Here is a 21,480-nt window from a genome sequence, read left to right on the forward strand (position 1 = left end):
CTAGTTCATGGCGTCCCCGATCGCCAGACGCAGGAGGGCTTCGCCGTCCATGTCGTCGATCGATTCCGCCTCGGCTGCAAGCACAACATCTCCGGCGCTGTTGTTTTCCCCACTGTCCTGAGCGAGTTGCAGGACGAGGTCCAGCAGGCCGGCCTGGCGCAGGCGGCTGACGGGGATCGACGCGAGCGTCTCCCGGATGTGCGCTTCCGGGTCGTTGGCGGCCGTGACCTCGCCGAGGAGCTCCGTGCGGATGAACCGGGCCAGCGCGGCGGGGGTCGGGTAGTCGAACACCAGCGTCGCGGGCAGCGCCACGCCGGTGGCCGCCTTGAGCCGGTTGCGCAGGTCGACCGCTGTCACCGAGTCGAAGCCGACGTCGCGGAACGCCCTGCTCGGCCCGAACGCCTCCGCGCTGTCGAAGCCGAGTGTCGCGGCGGCTTCGGTGCGGACGAGGTCGAGCAGTGTGCGGGTGCGGTCGGCCTCGGGCAACGCCAGCAGCCGCTCCTTGAGCCCCGAGTCCGTCGTCTCGGGTTCTTCCAGGGCCTTCTGGACCGACGGGATGCCCATCAGCAGCGGACTGGGCCTGGCCGCGGTGAAGCTCGGCGCGAACTTCTCCCAGTCCATGTTGGTGATCGTCAGCGACGTGTGGCCGTCCTCGACCGCCTGCTGCAGCGCGGTGATCGCGAGGTCGGGTTTCATGGTGTGCACGCCGCGGCGGCGCAGCTGTTCGGCGCCTTCCTCGTTCTCCGACGCCATGCCGGAGCCGGCCCAGGCACCCCAGGCGATCGACGTGGCCTTGAGGCCTCGGGCCCGGCGGAAGTGCGCGAGGCCGTCAAGATAGGCGTTGGAGGCGGCGTACGCGGGTTGCGCGCCACTGCCCCAGCTCGCCGCGCCCGACGAGAACAGGATGAACGCGTCCAGGTCGCTCGTCAGCTCGTGCAGCAGCCACGCGCTGGTCATCTTGGCCTTGAGCAGCCGGTCCAGCTGGTCGATGCCGAGCGCGTCGGTCGGCGCGTTGCCCTCGACCACCCCGGCCGCGTGCACGACGGCTTTGAGGTCGGGCACCGAGTCGATCACCGCCTTGAGGCTGTCGCGGTCGGAGGCGTCGCAGGCCGCGATCGTGACGCGGGCGCCCAGTGCCTCGAGCTCCTGGCGCAACTCCTGGGCGCCGGGTGCCTGGTCACCGCGGCGGCTGGTGAGCAGCACGTGCTCGGCGCCGCGGCCGGCGACCCAGCGGGCGACGTGGCCGCCCAGCGCGCCGGTGCCGCCGGTGATCAGGACCGTGCCGCGCGGGGTCCACTCGGCGGGCTTCGCCGCGCGCTGGGCCGGGACGAGCCGGCGGCCGTGGACGCCGGTGTCGCGGACCGCGAGCTGGTCCTCACCGCCGCCGTTGGTGATCGCGGCGACCAGGCCCTGCTGGATCTGGCCGTCGATCGTCTCCGGCAGGTCGACCAGACCGCCCCAGCGGCGCGGCAGGTCGAGCGCGGCCACCCTGCCCAGGCCCCACAACGCGACCTGGCCGGGGTTGGTGACGTGGTCGGTGGCGCCGGTCGAGATCGCCTGCTTCGTGACCGCCCAGAACGGCGCGGTGCTGCCGGCGTCGCCGAGCGCCTGCAGGAGCAGGACGTTCAGCGCGAGACCGAGCGGGGTCGAGGTGAACTCCTCGTGCGGCGTGTTCTCCGTGCCGAGCAACGAGATCACGCCCACCGGTTCGATGCCGACCAGTTCGGTGGCGAGCAGCGCGCGTTCGGCGTTCTTCGTGACGGTGACCCGCACGAGGTCGTTGCCGAACGTCCTGAGCACCGCTTCGTGCCACTCGTCCGTCTGCTCGGGTACGGCGGCGAGCCAGGTGCCGTTGATGCCGGTCGCCTGGACGCCGCGCAGCAGCTGCCACGAGTCCCGGTAGCGCCATCCATCCACAGTGGACTTCTGCTGCTGCTTCGCGCGCCATTCCCTGAGTGCCGGGAGGACGTTCTCCGCGTCGACGCCGAGCGCGTCGGTGAGCTCGCCGTTCTCGACGAGCTGCCAGAACGCGCTGTCCTCGGCGTTGCTCGTCCTGGCGGCGGCCTTGGGCCAGAACCTGCTGCGGTCGAACGGATACGTCGGCAGGTCGATCCTGCGCCCGCCGGGGTAGCTCCACCGCACGTCGAGACCCGCGACCCACGCCTCGGCGAGGCTCGTGGTGAACCGTGCCCTTCCGCCCTGGTCGCGGCGCAGCGACCCGACCGTGACCAGTTCCGTGCCGTCGGCGTCTGCCGTGGCCTGCGCGGACATCGTGAGCACGGGGTGCGGGCTCGACTCGACGAACACCCGATAGCCGTCCTCGATCAGCTTCCGCGTGACCGCGACGAACTCGATGGGCCTGCGCGCGTTCTCGTACCAGTAGTCGGCGTCGAGGGTCGCGGTGTCGATGCGGCCGGCCTTGACCGTCGAGTAGAACGCGATGTCGGTGGAGCGCGGCGTGATCGTGCCGAGCAGCGTCATGAGCTTCTCGCGCAGCGGTTCGACCTGCGGCCCGTGCGAGGCGACCGTGCTCGCCACCACCCGTGCCCGGATCTCCCTGGCCTGGCACAGTTCCACGAACTCGGTGAGCTCAGGAAGCGCGCCGGCGACCGTGCACGCGTTGGGGCTGTTGATGCCCGCGATGGACAGCGCCGGCCACCGCTCGATGAGCTGCCGCGCCTCCTCGACCGGCAGTGCCACGCTCGCCACCGCGCCGTTGCCGACGAGCTCGTCCGCGAACAGCTGGGACCGCAGCACGACGATCTTGGCGGCGTCGTCGAGGCTCAGCGCCCCGGCGGTGAAGGCGGCGGCGATCTCACCCTGGGAGTGGCCGACGACCGCGGCCGGCTCGACCCCGTTCTTCCGCCACGTCCGCGCCAGCGACACCATCACCGCGAACAGCGTCGGCTGCAGGATCTCGATGCGTTCCAGCAGCTCCGCCTCGCCGCGCAGCACGTCCCGCACGGACCAGCCGACCAGCTTGCCGATCGCCTCGTCGCACTCGGCCATGCTGTGCGCGAACGTCTCGTCCTCGTCCAGCAGCTCGACCGCCATGCCGTGCCACTGCGAGCCCTGACCGGGGAAGATGAACACCGGCGCACTCTCTTGCGCGACACCCTGGACCACTTCGTCCCCGATGAGCACCGCACGGTGGTCGAACACCGACCGCGTGGTCAGCAACGAGAACCCGATGTCCTCCGCCTTGCCTTCGAGCGCGCGCACCTGCTCAATACGAGCCTTCAGCGACGCCGCCGACTTCGCCGACACCACCAACGGAATCGATCCCGACTGGGGGCCCCAAGGGGAGACCGAGGTCCCCACTCCAATCGTCCCACGCGAGCCCGACGAATCCCCGCCCACAAGATCGACAACAGCCGAGTTGTCCACAGGCACCGAGTTGTCCACAGATCCGTCGGCGGCGCCCTGACCAGCATTTTCACCGAGTACGCTGGAAATCGGGGGGATCCCCGACGGCGCCTCCTCCAAGATCATGTGGGCGTTCGTGCCGGAGATGCCGAACGCCGACACGCCTGCCCTGCGCGGGTGGCCGTCGGTCTCCCACTCACGCGACTCGGTCAGCAGCTCGACCGCGCCCGCCGACCAGTCGACGTGCGACGAAGGCGCGGTCACGTGCAGCGTCCGCGGCAGAACGCCGTGCTGCAGCGCGAGCACCATCTTGATCACGCCGGCGACACCCGCGGCGGCCTGCGTGTGGCCGATGTTCGACTTCACCGATCCCAGCCACAGCGGCGTCGACCGGTCCGTGCCATAGGTGTTGATCAAGGCCTGTGCCTCGATCGGGTCGCCCAGCGCTGTACCGGTGCCGTGCGCCTCCACGGCGTCGACATCGCTGACGGACAGACCGGCGTTCGCGAGAGCAGCACGGATGACCCGCTGCTGCGAGGGACCATTAGGCGCCGTCAGGCCGTTGGACGCACCGTCCTGGTTGACCGCCGAACCGCGAATCACCGCCAGCACCTGATGCCCGTTGCGCACCGCGTCGGACAGCCGCTCCATCACGACCATGCCGACACCTTCGGACCAGCCCGCGCCGTCGGCGTCGTCGGAGAACGCCTTCGACCGGCCGTTCGCCGCGAGCGCACCTTGCCGGGTGAGCTCGGCGAACGCGTACGGGGTGGTCATGATCGTCGCACCACCGGACACCGCGAGCGAGCACTCACCACCACGCAGCGCCTGCACGGCGAGATGCATGGCGACGAGAGAAGCGGAGCACGCAGTGTCGACCGTGACCGCAGGGCCCTCGAAGCCGAACGTGTACGACAGGCGACCCGAGATCACCGAAGCCGCGAGACCCGTAGCCGCGTGCCCCTCCGTGTCTTCCGCCGACGACGTGAGCAGAGTGGCGTAGTCCTGGCCGTTGGTGCCGACAAACACACCGGTCTGCGAGCCGCGCAACGAGAGAGGGTCGACGCCGACGCGCTCCAACGCTTCCCACGTCGTCTCGAGGAGGAACCGCTGCTGCGGGTCCATCGCAAGCGCCTCACGCGGTGAGATCCCGAAGAACGCCGGGTCGAAGTCCGCGGTCCCGGCGAGGAACCCGGCCTCGTGCGTGATCGACGTCGCGAGCACCGACTCCACGTCCCAGTCGCGGTCGACGGGGAACGCGCCCATGCCGTCACGTCCGTCGAGCAGCAGCTGCCACAGTTCTTCGGGCGTGTTCACGTCACCGGGGAAGCGGCACGCCATGCCGACGATGGCGATCGGCTCGTCGTTGCGCGCAACGACGGCCTCCGACGACTCGGCCCCGCCACCGCGCAGATGGTCGGCAAGTCGCCGTGGGGTCGGGTAGTCGTACACCAGTGACGCGGGCAGCGTTCGGCCGGTCGCCGCCGACAGCTGGTTGCGCAGCTCGACCGCGGTCAGCGAGTCGAAGCCGAGGTCGCGGAACTCCTTGTCCACGCCCACCGCGTGCGGCCCGGCGTAGCCGAGCACCGACGCGACGGCCGTCCGCACGGTGTCCAGCACGTCACCGGTGAACGTGACCTTCTTACGCGCCTTGGGTTTCTCGGGCAGGATCGCGATGGCGACGGTCGGTTCGGGCTCGGCGACCGCACGCCACATCGACTCCACGGCCAGGTCCGGCCGCATCGTGATCGCGCTCAGGTCGGCGCCCAGGCCGTCGGCCATGCCGGACCCGGCCCACGCGCCCCACGCGATGGACGTCGCGGGCAGCCCCGCCGAACGCCGGTCCCGCGCGATGGCGTCGAGCGCGGCGTTGGCGGCCGCGTAGTTGGCCTGGCCTGGGTTGCCGAGCGCTCCCGCGACCGACGAGAACAGCACGAACGCGTCCAGCTCCAGCGACCGCGTCACCTCGTCGAGCACCAGCGCTGAGGTGACCTTCGACCGGAACACCTCCGCGAACCGTTCCGGCGCAAGGCCTTCGAGGACTCCGTCGCTCAGTACGCCGGCAGTGTGCACGATGGCGTTCGGCGGGTGCTCGGCCAGCAGCCGCTCGACCGCGGCCCGGTCCGCGACGTCGCACGCCACGATCTCCGCGCCCAGCTCGTCCCGCAGCTCGGTCGCGCCCGGCGCGTCCAGACCGCGTCGGCTGACCAGCACGATCTTCTCGACGCCGCGTTCTTTCAGGTCACGGGCGACGTGGGTGCCGAGAGCGCCCGTGCCGCCGGTGACGATCACGGTGCCGTGCGGCTCCCACATCGCATCTGTTGGTGTGGCAGCGTCATAACGCCGCGCGAACACGCCCTCGGGACGGATCTCGACCTCGGTCTCGTCGCCGACGAGCACGGCGGCCAGGTGCGCGACATCGCCGGTGACGTCGACCAGTCCACCCCACTGCGCCGGCAACTCCAACGCCGCCACCCGGCCGAGGCCCCAGACGGCGCTTTGCGTCGCGCTGGTCGACGCACCGCGCGTCACCGCCCACACCGGAGCACTGACTCCCTTGCGGGCCAACGACTGGATCAGCTGCATCGTCGCGATCACACCGCGCGGCACGCCGTTCTCGTCCGTCTCCGAGTCCAGCGCGAGCAAGGACACGATCCCGTCGAACGGCGCCTCCGGAACGTCCTGCACCACGGTGCCGCCGACCGCCGCCGCGACCTCGCGAGCGAAGTCGCTCTCCTCGCCGAGCACCAGCCAAGTTCCGGAAACCGTGCCGCGCGGCGTGATCTGTTCCCACGACTCGCGGTGACGCCAGGAGTCCACAGAGGACTTGGCGCGGTCGAGCGGTGCGACGTCGAGCACGGTCGGCCAGTAACGCTCGTGCTGGAACGCGTACGTCGGCAGGTCCACCCGCCGCGCGCCGGTGCCCTCGAACAGCGCGCTCCAGTTCACGGTCGCGCCGCTGACGTGCAGGCGGGCGAGCCCCGCGACGAACGCCTGCTCCTCGCCGCGGTCCTTGCGCAGCAGCGGGATGCCGCTGACCATCGCCGACAGCACGCCGTCGGGCCCGATCTCCAGGAACGTGCTGCCGTCGAGCGCGCGCACCGTCTCGTGGAACCGCACGGCCTCCCGTACGTGCCGGACCCAATACTCGGATTGTTGAACAATCCCACCAGCCAACAACGGGATCGTCGGATTGTTGAACGATATGCCGCTGATCGCCGCCCGGAAGTCGTCCAGCATCGGCTCCATCAACGGCGAGTGGAACGCGTGGCTGACGTTGAGCTGCTTGAACTTCCGGCCGTTGAGTTGTTCAACAATCCTACGAGTCTCTTGTTCAACACCGGCGATGACGACCGCGTTCGGCCCGTTGACCGCCGCGATGGACACTCCGGGGGTGAGCAGCGGCGTGATCTCGTCCTCGCTCGCCTCGATGGCGATCATCGCGCCACCGGTGGGCAGCGCCTGCATCAGCGAGGCTCGTGCGGAGATCAGTGTGCACGCGTCCTCCAGGCTGAACACGCCGGCGACGTGCGCGGCCGCGATCTCACCGATCGAGTGGCCGGCGAGCCGGTCGGCCTTGATGCCGAACGACTCCGCGAGCCGGTAGAGCGCGACTTCGAGCACGAAGATCGCGGGCTGGGCGTTGCCGGTCTGGTTCAGCGCGTCCGCGTCGTCACCCCACATGATCGACCGCAGCGACGGGTCGAGGTGCGCGAGCACGGCGTCGAACGCGTCCGCGAACACCGGGAACCGCTCGTACAGCTCGCGGCCCATGCCGAGCCGTTGCGAGCCCTGTCCGGTGAACAGCAGCGCCAGGTCGCGCTCGGCCACCTCTCCCCTGGCGATCTCGACGCCGTCGACGAGCACGACCCGGTGCTCGAACGAGCTGCGCGACACCGCCAGCGAGTAGGCGAGGTCGAGCGGCGAGGCGTCCACCGAGCCGAGGCGCGCGAGCTGGTCGGCCAGCGCCTCCTCGGACCGCCCGGACACCACCAGCGGCACCACCGCGGCGCTGACGGTCACCTCGGGAGCCGGCGCGGTGAACTCCGGCGCCTCCTCGATGATCACGTGCGCGTTCGTGCCGGACACACCGAACGACGAGACACCGGCCCGGCGCGGACGACCGCTCGAAACCCAGTCGCGACGTTCCGTCAGCAGCTCGACATCACCGGTCTGCCACTCCACATTGGACGAGGGCGCGTCGACGTGCAGCGTCCGCGGCAGCACGCCGTGCCGCAGCGCCATGATCATCTTGATCACGCCGGCGACACCACCGGCCGACTGCGGGTGGCCGAGGTTCGACTTGATGGACCCGAGCAGCAGCGGCTTCTCGCGGTTCTGACCGTAGGTCGCGAGCACGGCCTGCGCCTCGATCGGGTCACCCAGCGTCGTGCCGGTGCCGTGTGCCTCGACGGCGTCCACTTCGGACGGCTGCAGACCGGCGTTCGCCAACGCCTGCCGGATCACGCGCTGCTGGGACGGGCCGTTCGGAGCGGTCAGGCCGTTCGACGCGCCGTCCTGGTTGATCGCGGAGCCGCGCAGCACCGCGAGCACCTCGTGGCCGTTGCGGCGCGCGTCCGACAACCGTTCCAGCAGCACGACACCGGCGCCCTCGGACCAGCCGGTGCCGTCGGCGGCCTCGGCGAACGCCTTGCAGCGCCCGTCGGGCGCGAGCCCACCGGCGGCGGTGAAGGCGGAGTAGGCGTTCGGGGTGGTCATGACCGCGACACCACCGGCCAGCGCCAGGTCGCACTCGCCGTTGCGCAACGCCTGCGAGGCCCAGTGCATGGCGACCAGGGACGAGGAGCAGGCCGTGTCGATGGTGACCGCGGGGCCTTCCAGCCCGAGAAGGTAGGAGATGCGGCCGGACAGCACCGACGCGGAGAACGCCGTCGTCGCGTACGGGCCGGTCTCCTCCAACGATCGGTTGAGCAGTGACTCGTAGTCCTGCCCGGTGGTGCCGACGAAGACGCCGGTCAGGCTGCCCTTCAGCGAGGTGGGGTCGATGCCCGCGCGTTCCAGTGCCTCCCACGAGGTCTCCAGCAGGAGCCGCTGCTGCGGGTCCATCACGACGGCTTCGCGCGGTGAGATGCCGAAGAAGCCCGCGTCGAAGTCGGCGACGGCGTCGAGGAAGCCGCCCTCGAACGTCGTACTGGCGAGGCGTTCCAGGTCCCAGCCGCGGTCGGACGGGAACCGCGAGATCACGTCGCGGCCCTCGAACACCAGGTCCCACAACGCTTCCGGCGTCGTGACACCGCCGGGGTATCGGCAGCCGATGCCGACGATCACGATCGGGTCGTCCGTGGCCTGGGTGGCCGCGCGGACCTCGATCTGTTGCGTGCCACCGAACAGCTCGTCCTTCAGGTGCTGCGCGAGCGTTGTCGCGGTCGGGTAGTCGAACACGAGCGTCGCGGGCAGCGCGAGTCCGGTCGCGGTCTTCAACCGGTTGCGCATCTCGACCGCGGTGACCGAGTCGAAACCCAGCTCGCGGAACGCCCTGCCGACCGGGACCTGGTCGCTTTCCGCGTAGCCCAGCGTCTTCGCGGCCTCGGCGCGAACGAGGTCGAGCAGCGCGCGGTCGCGTTCGGCCTCGGTGAGCCCGGCCAGGCGTTGCTTGATCCCCGACTCCTCGACGGGTTCCTCGGCGAGTGCCTGGCGCACTTCGGGAATGCCGCTGAGCAGCGGGCTCGGGCGTTCGGAGGTGAAGCTGGGCGCGAACTTCGCCCAGTCGATGTCGGTGACGGTGAGCTGGGTCTGGTCGTCGGCGACGGCCTGACGCAGCACCCTCATCGCGAGCTCGGGCGGCATCGAGCCGATGCCGATCCGGTGCAGCGCCTCGTACATGTCGTGGTCGGCGGCCATCCCGGCGTCCGCCCAGGCACCCCACGCGATGGAGGTCGCCTTGAGGCCGAGCGAGCGGCGCAGGTGGGCGAGGCCGTCGAGGTAGGCGTTGGCCGCCCCGTACGCGGGCTGTCCACCGCTGCCCCAGCTCGCCGCACCGGACGAGAAGAGGATGAACCGGGCGTCCGGGGCGAGTTCGTGCAGGTGTTTCGCCGCGGTGATCTTCGTGTCGAGCAACGCGGTGACGTCCTCGTAGCGCAGCTCGTCGATCGGGGCGTCGCCGGTGCCGATGCCCGCCGCGTGCACGACCGTCGTCAGGTCGTCGATGTCCGCGAGCAGGGCGGCGAGTGCTTCGCGGTCCGCGGCGTCGCAGGCCGCGATCGTGACCCGCGTGGTCTTCTCCAGCTCTGCCTTGAGTTCTGCCGCACCCGGTGCGTCGAGACCGCGACGGCTGGTGAGCACCAGGTGCTCGGCGCCGGCCTCGGCCATCCAGCGGGCGACGTGGCCGCCGAGCGCGCCGGTGCCGCCGGTGATCAGCACGGTGCCGGACGCCTGGAACTCCGGGCCGTGGTGGGCGTTCGTGCGGACCAGACGGCGCGCGAACACTCCGTTGTCCCTGATGGCGAGCTGGTCCTCGGTACCGGTCAACGCGGCCGCGAACCGTTGTGCTGCCTTGGGGTTGAGCGTGTCCGGCAGGTCGATCAGGCCGCCCCAGCGGCGGGGCAGGTCGAGTGCGGCGACGCGGCCGAGACCCCAGATCGCGGTCTGGTCCGGGTCGACCTCTTCGGCGCCGACCGCCACGGCCTTGCGCGTGACCGCCCAGACCGGTGCGCTGACACCGGCTTCGGCCAGTGCCTGGACCAGCGTGATCGTGGCCCGCAGGCCGGTCATGGCGATGACGCCGTCGATCGTCGCGGGCAGCCGTCCGACGAGGTCTTCGCGGTTGATCTGCTCGTCCACGTCGATGTGCACGGCGTTCAGCGCGTCGATGACGTCCTGGGCCTCGGTGCCGGACGTGACGACGAGCCACGTGCCGGTCGCTGCTCCGGTGACGGTGACCGGGACCCACTGGTCGCGGTACCGCCAGGTGTCCATTGTGGATTCGGACTTGCGGCGGCTGCGCCATTGGGCGAGCGTGCGCGCGACGTCCTGTCCGACACCGAGGTCTTCGAGGCCGCCGTTGTCGACGAGCGCCCAGAACTCGGCGTCGACCGGGTCGGAGGTGTCCTTGACCAGCGGCTCTGGCCAGAACCTCTGGCGGTCGAACGGATACGTGGGCAGCAGGACGTTCTTGCCGCCGGGGTAGCGCCACTGGACGTCGAGGCCCGCGACCCACGCCTGGGCGAGCGAGGTGGTGAACCGCCGCTTGTCGCCCTGGTCGCGGCGCAGCGAGCCGATGGCGACGATCTCGGCGTTGATCGCCTCCGCGGTCTGCTGTGCGGGCAGCATCAGCACGGGGTGCGCGCTCGACTCGATGAGCACGCGATGGCCGTCCCGCACGAGCTTTTCGACGACCTTGGCGAAGCTGACGGGCTGCCGGGCGTTCTGGAACCAGTACTCGGCGTCGAGGGTCGCGGTGTCGATGCGGCCGCCGGTGACGGTCGAGTAGAACGGCACGCTGCCGGTCTGCGGCGTGATGTCCGCGAACAGCTCCAGGATCTGGTCGCGGAGCCGGTCGACCTGGGCGCAGTGCGAGGCGACCGTGCTGCCGATCACGCGGGCGCGGATGTCCTTGACCACGCAGCTTTCCACGAACTTCTCGAGTTCGGGGACCGCGCCGGCGACCGTGCAGGCGTGCGGGCTGTTGACGCCCGCGATCGCCAGCTCCGGCGGCAGCAGCTGCTCCACCTCGGTGGCGGGCAGGGCGATGCTGGCGACGGCACCGTTGCCGACGAGCTCGTCGGCGAACAGCTGCGACCGCTTGACGACGATCCGCGCGGCCTGGTCGAGGCTGAGCGCGCCGGCGATGTAGGCGGCCGCGATCTCGCCCTGCGAGTGGCCGACGACCGCCGCGGGCTCCACGCCGTTCGCCCGCCACGTCTGCGCGAGCGAGATCATGATCGCGAACAGCGCGGGCTGCAGGACCTCGATGCGTTCCAGCAGGCCGGCGTCGCCGCGGAGCACCTCGATGACCGACCAGCCGACCTGGCCCGCGATCGCGCGGTCCGCCTCGGCCATCCACCGCGCGAACGTCTCGTCCTCGTCGAGCAGCCGCACCGCCATGCCGTGCCACTGGCTGCCCTGACCGGGGAACACGAACACCGGCCCCGGCCCCGCCTCCACCACGGCACCTTCGACGACCTCGTCGCCGACGATCACCGCCCGATGCTCGAACCTGCTGCGCCCGGCCAGCGAGAACCCGACGTCCACCGGGTCCTGCCCACCGTCGACGAGCGCCTTGATCCGCTCCACCTGCGTCCGCAGCGACGCCGCCGACTTCGCCGACACCACCAACGGAATCGATCCCGACTGGGGGCCCCAGGGGGAGACCGAGGTCCCCACTCCAATCGTCCCACGCGAGGCCGACGAATCCGCGCCCACAAGATCGACAACAGCCGAGTTGTCCACAGGCGCCGAGTTGTCCACAGATTTCGGCGAGCCCGGTTGACCAGCGGTTTCAACGACTACGCTGGAAATCGGGGGGATCCCCGACGGCGCTTCCAAGATCACGTGGGCGTTCGTGCCGGAGATGCCGAACGAGGAGACGCCGGCGCGACGCGGACGGTCGACAGCGGGCCATTCGCGCGAGGAGGTGAGGAGTTCGACGGCACCCTCGTCCCACTCGATGCGGGAGGACGGCGCGGACACGTGCAGCGTCCGCGGCAGCACGCCGTGCTGCAGAGCCATGATCATCTTGATGACACCGGCGACGCCGGCGGCTGACTGCGTGTGACCGATGTTCGACTTGATCGAGCCCAGGTAGAGGGGCTCGGAACGCTCCTGGCCGTAGACGGCGAGCAGCGCCTGCGCCTCGATCGGGTCGCCGAGCGAGGTGCCCGTGCCGTGCGCCTCCACCGCGTCGACATCAGCCGGGGCGAGCCCGGCCGACGCCAGCGCCGCGCGGATCACCCGTTGCTGAGACGGACCGTTGGGAGCGGTCAGGCCGTTGGACGCGCCGTCCTGGTTGACGGCGGTGCCCTTCAGCACCGCGAGGATGTTGTGGCCGAGCCGCACGGCGTCCGACTGCCGCTCCAGCACGAGCAGGCCGACGCCCTCGGAGAACCCGGTGCCGTCCGCGCCCTCGGAGAACGCCTTGCAGCGCCCGTCCGACGAGACGCCGCGCTGCCGCGAGATCTCGATGAACGTCGCGGGCGTCGACATCACCGCCACGCCACCGGCCAGCGCCAGCGACGACTCCCCCGTCCGCAGTGACTGCACGGCCAAGTGCATTGCCACCAAAGAAGAAGAGCAAGCTGTGTCGATCGTGACGGCCGGGCCTTCCAGACCGAGCACATAGGACACTCGGCCGGACGCGACCGACGGCGACGACCCGGTGCCGTGGTGGCCCTCGAACTCACCGCCGAGCAGCTGTGCGTAGTCGTTGTACATGACGCCGGCGAACACGCCGGTGTTGCTGCTGCGCAACGAGACCGGGTCGATCCCGGCGCGTTCGAACGCCTCCCACGCGGTCTCCAGCAGCAGGCGCTGCTGCGAGTCGGTCGCGAGCGCCTCCCTCGGCGACATGCCGAAGAACGCCGGGTCGAACTCGCCCGCGTCGTGCAGGAAGCCGCCGAGCCGCGTCGCCGAGGTGCCGATGTCGTTGCCGGAGAACAGGGAGTCGAGGTCCCAGCCGCGGTCGGACGGGAACTCGGTGATCGCGTCCGTGCCGTCCAGCACGAGCTGCCACAGGTCTTCCGGCGTCGACACTCCGCCGGGGAACCGGCACGCCATGCCCACGACGACGATCGGGTCGTCGTCCGAAACAGTCGGCGTGGTGACCACGGTGCCGCTGTCCGCACCGAACAGCTCGTCGCGGAGGAACGTCGCGAGAACGTGTGCTGTCGGGTAGTCGAACACGAGCGTCGCGGGCAGCCGCAATCCGGTGACCGCGGTGAGGCGGTTGCGCAGGTCGACGGCGGTCAGCGAGTCGAAGCCGAGGTCGCGGAACGCCCGTCCGGCGTCGAAGCCCTCCAGCGCCAGCACCGCGCTGACCTGCGTGCGGATCAGGTCGAGCAGCGCTTCGAGGCGGTCGGCGTCGCTCAGCGGCCGCAGCTTCGCGGCCAGGCCGGTCGCCGCGTCGGAACCGGCGACCGTGCGGCGCGTGCGGGTCCTGATCAGGCCGCGCAGCAACGAAGGCACCTCGCCCCGCGCCCGCAGGGTCGCGAGATCGAGGCGTGCGGGCAGCAGCACCGCTTCGCCGCTCGCCATCGCCGCGTCGAACAGCGCGGTGCCCTGCGCGGGCGTGATCGGCGGCATTCCGGCCCGCACCAGGCGTTCCCGGTCGGTGTCGGTCAGCGAACCGGTCAGACCGACCGTGGCCTCCCAGGTGCCCCAGGCCAGCGACACGGTGTTCGGCCGGTGCTGGGCGAGCGCGTCGAGGAACGCGTTGGCCGCCGCGTAGTTGCCCTGGCCGGCGCCGCCGAGAATGCCCGCGGCGGACGAGAACAGCACGATCCTGGCGTCCGGCAACAACTCGTGCAGGTGCCACGCCGCGTCGACCTTGGGCCTCAGCACGGTGTCGAGCTGCTCGGGCGTCAGCGACTCGATCACGCCGTCGTCCAGCACGCCCGCGGTGTGCACGACGGATTTCACGGTGTGCTTCTTCAGCAGCCGTTGCAGCGCCTTGCGGTCGCTGACATCGCACTTGACGACCTTGACGGCGGCATCGACCTCCCAGTCGGGCTTCTTGCCGCTGCGGCTGGCCAGAATCAGTTCGGTGACGCCGTGTTCGGCGACGAGGTGCTGCGCGATCACGCCACCGAGCCCGCCGGCGCCAGTGATCAGCACCGGGCTTTCCCAGACGATCTCCCGCACCGCTGCCGTCCGCGTCAACCGCGGCGCCTGCAGCTGCCCGTTCCGGACGCGCACCTGCGGCTCGTCGGAGGCAAGCGCTTGCGGCAGCACGGCTTCGTCGTCGATGTCGGCCAGCACGAACCGGCCGGGGTGCTCGGTCTGCGCCGACCGCACCAGGCCCCACACGGCCTGGCCGGCCAGATCTCCTTCGCGGGTCACGAAAGCCAGCCGCTCGGCACGTTCGCCGGAGATCCACTCCTGGAGCTTGGCGAGCACCCGTGACGTCAGCGCCCGCGTCGACTCGATCACGTTGCCGTCGCCGACGACGTGTTCGACGACGACGTTCTCCGCGGCCTCGACCGGCAGTGCGACAGGCGTCCACTCGACCCGGAACAGCGAGTCGCGGTCGACCTCGTTGCGCGGCAACGCGACCGGCCGCACCACGAGCGACTCCACCGTGGCGACGGGCTGGCCGGTGGTGTCGGCGAGCGCGATCTCCACAGCGTCGCCGTGGGAACGCAGCCGAACCCGCAGTTCCGTCGCGCCGGTGGCGTGCAGCGACACGCCTTCCCACGAGAACGGCAGCCCGGCGCCGTCCTTCGCGAGCAACGCGGCGTGCAGCGCGGAGTCCAGCAATGCCGGGTGCAGACCGAAGCCCGCCGTGCTCTCGGCCGTGGCGACCTCGGCGTACACGTCGTCGCCGTCCTGCCACACCGCGCGCAGTCCTTGGAATGCGGGCCCGTACTCGAAGCCCATGTCCGCGAACCGCTCGTAAGCCCCTTCCACGTCAACGCTTTCCGCGTCCGGCGGCCACGTCGTCGCATCGAAGTCACTGGTGGTGCTGCCTGCCGACAGGGAGCCGGAAGCATGCTCGGTCCACGGCGCGTCGTCCTCGGTGCGCGAGTAGATCACGACCGCTCGGCGGCCGTTCGCGTCCTCGCCGCGCACCGCGACCTGCAGCTGCACGGATCCGTCGAGGACCAGCGGTGCGGAGATCGTGAGCTCGTCGAGCTTCTGGCAGCCGACCTCGTCGCCCGCCCTGACCGCGAGCTCCACGAAAGCGCTGCCGGGCAACAGGATCGTGCCGTTGACGGCGTGATCCGCGAGCCACGGGTGGGATCGCGCCGAGAGCCTCGACGTGAAGAGCACGTCCTCGCTGCCCGCGATGCTGACGGCAGCGCCGAGCAGCGGGTGCTCGACCGCGCTGAGTCCCAGTCCGGACGGGTCGCCCGGCCGCACCCGCCCCACCGGCCAGAACCGCTGCCGCTGGAACGCGTACGTCGGCAGGTCGATCAGCTTGCCGCCGGGGTAGTTCCATTTGACATCCAGACCGCTGACATGGGCCTGCGCGAGCGCCGTGAGCAGCTGTTCGTGGCCGCCTTCGTTGCGCCTGAGGGTTCCGAGCACCACGGCCTCGGTGGCCGCGGCTTCGGCGGTCTGCTCGATGCCGATCGTCAGCACCGGGTGGGCGCTGGGTTCGACGAAGAACCGGAAACCGTCGCGCAGCAAGGCGTTCGTGGCGTTCTGGAACTCGACCGTCTGCCGCAGGTTGGTGTACCAGTAGCCGGCGTCCATGATCGCGGTGTCGATCGGCTCACCGGTGACCGTCGAGTACAGCGCGATGTCGCCGGTGCGGGGCTCGATGCCGGCGAGATCGGCCAGCACCCGTTCGCGGATCGCCTCGACCTGCGGCGTGTGCGACGCGTAGTCCACCGCGATCATCCGCGCCCGGACCTCCCGCGCCGCGCACTCGGCCACGATCTCCGCGAGCGCCTCGGTCTCGCCCGCCACGACCGTCGACCGCGGCCCGTTGACCGCCGCGACCGCCACCCGGTCCTCGTACCGGGCGATCAGCGGCCGCACCTCGTCCACGGGCAACGACACCGACAACATGCCGCCGCGCCGCGACAACGCCTCGTCGACGGCCTGCGACCGCAGCGCCACGACGCGCGCCGCGTCGCGCAGGCTCAAGGCCCCGGCGACCGCCGCCGCCGCGATCTCGCCCTGCGAGTGCCCGACAACGGCCTGCGGCTCAACGCCGTACGAGCGCCACACCTCGGCCAGCGACACCATGACCGCCCACAGCACGGGTTGCACGACGTCGACCTGGTCGAGTTCCAGCTCATCGCGCAGCACCTCGGTCAGCGACCAGCTCACGAACGGCCGCAGTGCCTCGTCGCACTCCGCGATCCGGTGCGCGAACACCTCGTTGGTCGCCAGCAGCTCGCGTCCCATGCCGACCCACTGCGAGCCCTGGCCGGGGAACACGAACACCGTCTTGCCCGCGGTCGTGACCTGCCCGGTGACGACGTCGTCCCCGATGACCACCGCCCGGTGGTCGAAGCCGGCCCGCGTGGCCAGGGTGAACCCGACGTCGACCGCGTCCGCGTCCACGGCCCTGATCCGCTCGACCTGGGCCGCCAGCGCCTCCGCCGACTTCGCCGACACCACCCACGGCACGCCCACACCCTGAATCGATCCCGCCTGGGGGCCCCGGGGGGAGAACGAGGTCCCCACTCCAATCGTCCCATCCGAGGCCGACGAATCCTGGCCGTGAAGATCGACAACGGCCGAGTTGTCCACAGGTGCCGGGTTGTCAACAGAAACCGGGGAGGGGGTTGCGGCTTCGAGGATGACGTGGGCGTTCGTGCCCGAGACGCCGAAGGAGGAGACGCCCGCGCGGCGTGGGCGATCCACAGCGGGCCATGAGCGCGTCGAGGTCAGCAGCTCGACGGCGCCCGCTTCCCAGTCGACGTGCGACGAAGGTTCGGTGATGTGCAGGGTGCGCGGCAACACGCCGTGGTGCAGCGCCTGCACCATCTTGATCACCGACGCGACACCGGCGGCGGCCTGCGAGTGGCCGATGTTCGACTTGATCGAGCCGAGCAGCAGCGGTTCGGCGCGGTCCTGGCCGTAAGTGGCCAACAACGCCTGGGCCTCGATCGGGTCGCCCAGCGGGGTTCCGGTGCCGTGCGCCTCCACCGCGTCGACGTCGGCGGCGGACAGACCGGCCGACGCCAGCGCCGCGCGGATCACACGCTGCTGCGACGGACCGTTGGGGGCGGTGAGGCCGTTGGACGCGCCGTCCTGGTTGACCGCGGAGCCGCGGATGACCGCGAGGATCCGGTGGCCGTTGCGCAGCGCGTCCGACTGGCGTTCCAGCACCACCTGGCCGATGCCCTCGGCCCAGCCGACGCCGTCGGCGGAGTCGGAGAACGCCTTGGACCGGCCGTCCTCGGAAACGCCGCGCTGGCGGGAGAACTCGATGAACGTCGACGGCGTCGACATCACCGTCACACCACCGGCGAGCGCGAGTGAGCATTCACCGGAGCGCAGCGACTGGATCGCCCAGTGCATCGCCACCAGCGACGACGAGCACGCCGTGTCGACCGTGACGGCGGGGCCTTCGAAGCCGAACACGTACGACACGCGGCCGGACGCGACGCTGCCCGCGCTGCCCTGGCCCTGGTGTCCTTCCATGTCGCCGCCACCGACGACGGACTGGTAGTCGTTGTACATCAGGCCGGTGAACACGCCGGTCGCACTGCCGCGCAACGAGGTGGGGTCGATGCCCGCGCGTTCCAGGGCCTCCCACGCGGTTTCCAGCAGCAGGCGCTGCTGGGTGTCGGTCGCGAGCGCCTCCCGCGGTGACATGCCGAAGAACGACGGATCGAACTCGGCCGCGTCGTGCAGGAAGCCGCCGGAGCGGGTGTAGGAGGTGCCGATGTGGTCGGGGTCCGGGTGGTAGAGGCCTTCGAGGTCCCAGCCGCGATCGGCCGGGAACCCGGTGACCGCATCGGTTTCGTCCATCACGAGCTGCCACAGCTCTTCCGGCGTCGTGACGCCACCGGGGTAGCGGCAGGCCATGCCGACGATGACGATCGGATCGTCCGAAGTGGACACGAGCGCGGGCAGCGATTCCACCGGCGCGGCAGCGCCGAGCAGCTCGTCGCACAGGTAGGCGGCCAGGGCGCCGGACGTCGGGTAGTCGAAGATCAGCGTCGCGGGCAGACGGATCCCGGTCGACGCGGTCAGCCGGTTGCGCAGCTCGACGGCGGTCAGCGAGTCGAACCCGAGGTCGCGGAACTGCTGCGCCGGATCCACCGCGTGCGCGCCACCGTGGCCGAGAACGCCCGCCACCTCGGTGCGCACGACGTCGAGCAGCACCGCAAGCCGTTCCTCCTCGGGCAACGCCGAAAGCCGCGAGACCAGGGTGACCGCGGTGTCGGAGCCTGCCGTGGAACGCTTCGAGCGCGTCCGGACCAGGCCGCGCAGCATCGGCGCCACCTCGCCCTTGGCCCGCAGCACGGCGAGGTCGAGACGGACCGGCGCCAGCGCTGGACCGCCGTGCGCGACCGCCGCGTCGAACAGCTCGACGCCCTGCCGCACCGAGATCGGTGGCATGCCGGCGCGGCGCATGCGTTCGACGTCCACTTCGGACAGATGCCCGGCCATGCCGCCTTCCCAGGCGCCCCAGGCCAGCGACACCGTGTTCGGCCGGTGCGCCGCGAGTGCGTCGAGGAACGCGTTGGCCGCCGCGTAGTTGCCCTGGCCCGCGCTGCCCAGCGTGCCGGCGACGGACGAGAACAGCACGAGCCTGGCCTCGGGCGCGAGTTCGTGCAGGTTCCAGGCGGCGTCGACCTTGGGGCGCAGGACGCTTGCGACGCGCTCAGGCGTCAGCGACTCGATCACTGCGTCGTCCAGCACGCCGGCGGCGTGCACGATCGACCGGACCGGGTGCTTCTTCATCAGCTTCTGCACGGCTTTGCGGTCGCTGACGTCGCACTTCGCGACGGTGACGCGCGCGTCCAGTTCAGCGACCCATTCCGGCGTCTCGCCGCGCCTGCTGACCAGGACCAGCTCATCAACACCTTGCGAGACAAGGTGTTGTGCGATGACGCCGCCCAGGCCGCCGGTGCCGCCGGTGATCAGAACCGGGCCCTGCCACGTGACCTCGTGCTGAACCGCGGCCGCCCGCGCGAGCCGGGGTGCCTTGACCACGCCGTCGCGGATGATCAGCTCGGGCTCGTCGCTGCCCAACGCGCGCGGGACGAGCTCGCCTGAGTCGGTGTCGATGATGCCGAACCGGCCGGGGTGCTCGGTCTGCGCCGAGCGCACCAGACCGCGCACGGCCGCGCCCGCCAGACAGCCCATGCCGGTGACGAAAACCAGCTTCTCCGGCCGCTCCTCGGCAATCCACTCCTGCAGCCTCGCCAACGCCCGTGCGACAAGGGTGTGCGTCGCCTCGACGACCTCGCCCTCGGCGACGACGTGCTCCACCACGACGTCCGCGGCGGGCTCGGCGGGCACCTCGACCTCGGCCCAGTCGAGCTGGAACAGCGAGTCCCGGTCCACCGTGGTGAGCTGCTCGGCCGAGACCGCGCGCACCACCAACGCGTCCACCGACGCGACCGGCGCCCCGGTGGTGTCGGCCAACGCGATCGCGATGCCGCCGCCCTGGCGGGTCAGCTTCACCCGCAGCGCCGTCGCGCCCGTGGCGTGCAGCGACACGCCTTCCCACGAGAACGGCAGGCCCGCGCCGTCGTCAACGAGCAACGCCGCGTGCAGCGCCGAGTCGAGCAGTGCCGGGTGCAGCCCGAACCCGCCGGCCGCCACGCCCTCGGGCAGCGCGACCTCGGCGTACACGGTGTCGCCGTCCCGCCACGCCGCGCGCAGCCCCTGGAACGCCGGCCCGTACTCGAAGCCGCTCTCCGCGAACCGCTCGTACGCGTCCGTGACGTCGATCGCCTCCGCACGCGGCGGCCACTCCCCCACCTCGGCGACGTCCCCGCCGGATCCGAGCACACCGGTGGCGTGTTCGGTCCACGGCTCGTCGACCGCAGTCTCTGGCCGGGAGTAGACGGCGATCGAGCGGCGGCCGTTCTCCTCGACGCCCACGATCAGCTGAACCTGGACGCCACCGCTCTCCGGCAGCACCAGTGGCGCTGCGAGCGTCAGCTCCTCGACGCGGTCGAGTCCGACCTCGTCCGCCGCCCGCACGGCCAGCTCGACGAGCGCCGCGCCCGGCACGAGCACCGCGCCGTGCACCGTGTGGTCGGCGAGCCACGACCGTCGCGACAGCCGCGCGGTGAACAGGTAGCCCGCTCCGCCGGCGAGCTCGACGGCCGCGCCGAGCAACGGGTGCTCGACCGCACCGAGCCCGGCCGACCGGACGTCCGACCTCGCGGTGTTCTCCGGCCAGAACGACTGGTGGTCGAACGCATACGTGGGCACGTCGACCCGTCGACCGCCGGTGTACAGCTGCGTCCAGTCAACATTGATTCCGTCGATGTGTACTTGACTGAGCGCAGTCAACATTGATTCAACATCAGACTTGACCCGCGTCAACGTCGGAATCAACCCGTCAACCATCGCCGTCAACTGCGCATCCGGCCCCACCTCGACCACCGTCACGTCACCCAACGCGGTGACGTTGTCGTGGAACCGCACGACGTCACGCACGTGGTTGACCCAGTAGTCGACGGTGGTGACGTCGCCGGATGTTGACATTCCGACAACCGGCTCGTGGAACTCGATGTCCGCGATCGCCGTGCGGAAGTCATCAAGCATCGGTTCCATGAGCGGCGAGTGGAACGCATGGCTGACCTTGAGCCGCTTGTTCTTCCACCGCTCGGCGATGGCGAGCACTTCTTCTTCGACGCCCGCGATCACCACGGAGCGCGGCCCGTTGACGGCGGCAATGGACACGCCATCAGTCAGGTGCGTGCGAACCTCTTCTTCGGACGCGATGACCGACACCATCGCGCCACCGGCCGGCAACGCCTGCATGAGGCTGGCGCGTGCGCAGACGAGGTTCGCCGCGTCCTCCAGGCTCAGCACCCCGGCGACGTGTGCGGCCGCGATCTCGCCGATCGAGTGCCCGGCGACCTTCGCGGGCTTCACCCCGAACGACTCCAGCAACCGGTACAGGGCGACCTGGACCGCGAAGATCGCCGGCTGCGCGAACCCGGTCTGGTTCAAAGCGTCGGCGTCGTCGCCCCACATGACCTCGCGGACGCCTTCGAGGTGCGCCAGCACCTCGTCCAACGCATTCGCGAACGCCGGGAACGCCTCGTACAGCTCGCGTCCCATGCCAAGGCGCTGCGAGCCCTGCCCGGAGAACACGTACGCCAACGGCTTCCCGGTCACGGCACCCTTGGCGACGACTTGGCCGCCGAGCACCACGGCCCGGTGGTCGAACGTCGTCTTCAACGCGAGCGAATACCCGATGTCCAGCGGGTCGCCTTCGAGCCGCAGCACCCGCTCGACCTGCGCGTCGAGCGAGGCCGCCGACTTCGCCGAAACGAGCCACGGAATCGA

1 protein-coding gene (only partly in view) is annotated in these 21,480 nt (G+C 70.7%); it reads right to left on the bottom strand.

Annotated features, from left to right (window positions below; genetic code table 11):
* A protein-coding gene (locus ACWEIJ_RS07045; protein ID WP_449836241.1) for a type I polyketide synthase crosses the window boundary here: on the bottom strand, positions 1-21,480 show its 3' portion. The gene runs 6,369 nt beyond the window's last position; 21,480 of the gene's 27,849 nt are visible here — the last part of the coding sequence; the start codon falls outside the window, past its right edge; the stop codon is at positions 1-3.

This window comes from Lentzea sp. NPDC004789 (assembly GCF_053601075.1).